Source organism: Streptobacillus felis (genome assembly GCF_001559775.1).
Taxonomy (GTDB): domain Bacteria; phylum Fusobacteriota; class Fusobacteriia; order Fusobacteriales; family Leptotrichiaceae; genus Streptobacillus; species Streptobacillus felis.
The window spans coordinates 1-439 of the sequence record NZ_LOHX01000103.1 but is presented as its reverse complement, the minus strand read 5'-3'; the positions used below and the strand labels follow the sequence as shown (position 1 = coordinate 439).

Genomic DNA, 439 nt, shown 5'->3' with positions numbered 1-439 from the left:
AGTCATAACAGGGTCAAATATTTCATTCATTTCTCCACCATACATTATTATTCCAACTCTATATAAATCATATTCTTTATTATATTTAATACTTCCAAAACTATTCAACAAATGTTTATATTTTACATCTAATTTTGAAACTATTCTAGCATATTTTTCTATTTGTAATTTTGTATATTCTTCATCAAAGTCTGCAGAAGATAGATGTGACACTATACCAACAGGTTTTAATACATTATCTGCTTTTTCAATTTCCTCTTCCATAAAGCCTATTCTACCCATACCAGTTTCTATAGCGTAATGAAAATTACCTACTATTTTATTTTCTAAAATATATTCTATATCTTCAAAATTAGAAATAGTTAAATGTATTCCTTTTGAAACTGCTTCTTTTATTTCACTTCTAGATATAGGTGAAAGTATTAAAACATTTACATTT

The 439-nt window shown here is 24.8% G+C and carries 1 protein-coding gene; it reads right to left on the bottom strand.

Features of this window, described 5'->3' with window-relative positions; translation table 11 throughout:
* The coding region (locus AYC60_RS01890) for an alanine racemase (protein ID WP_197416922.1) at positions 1 to 439 on the bottom strand (439 nt) is incomplete at both ends.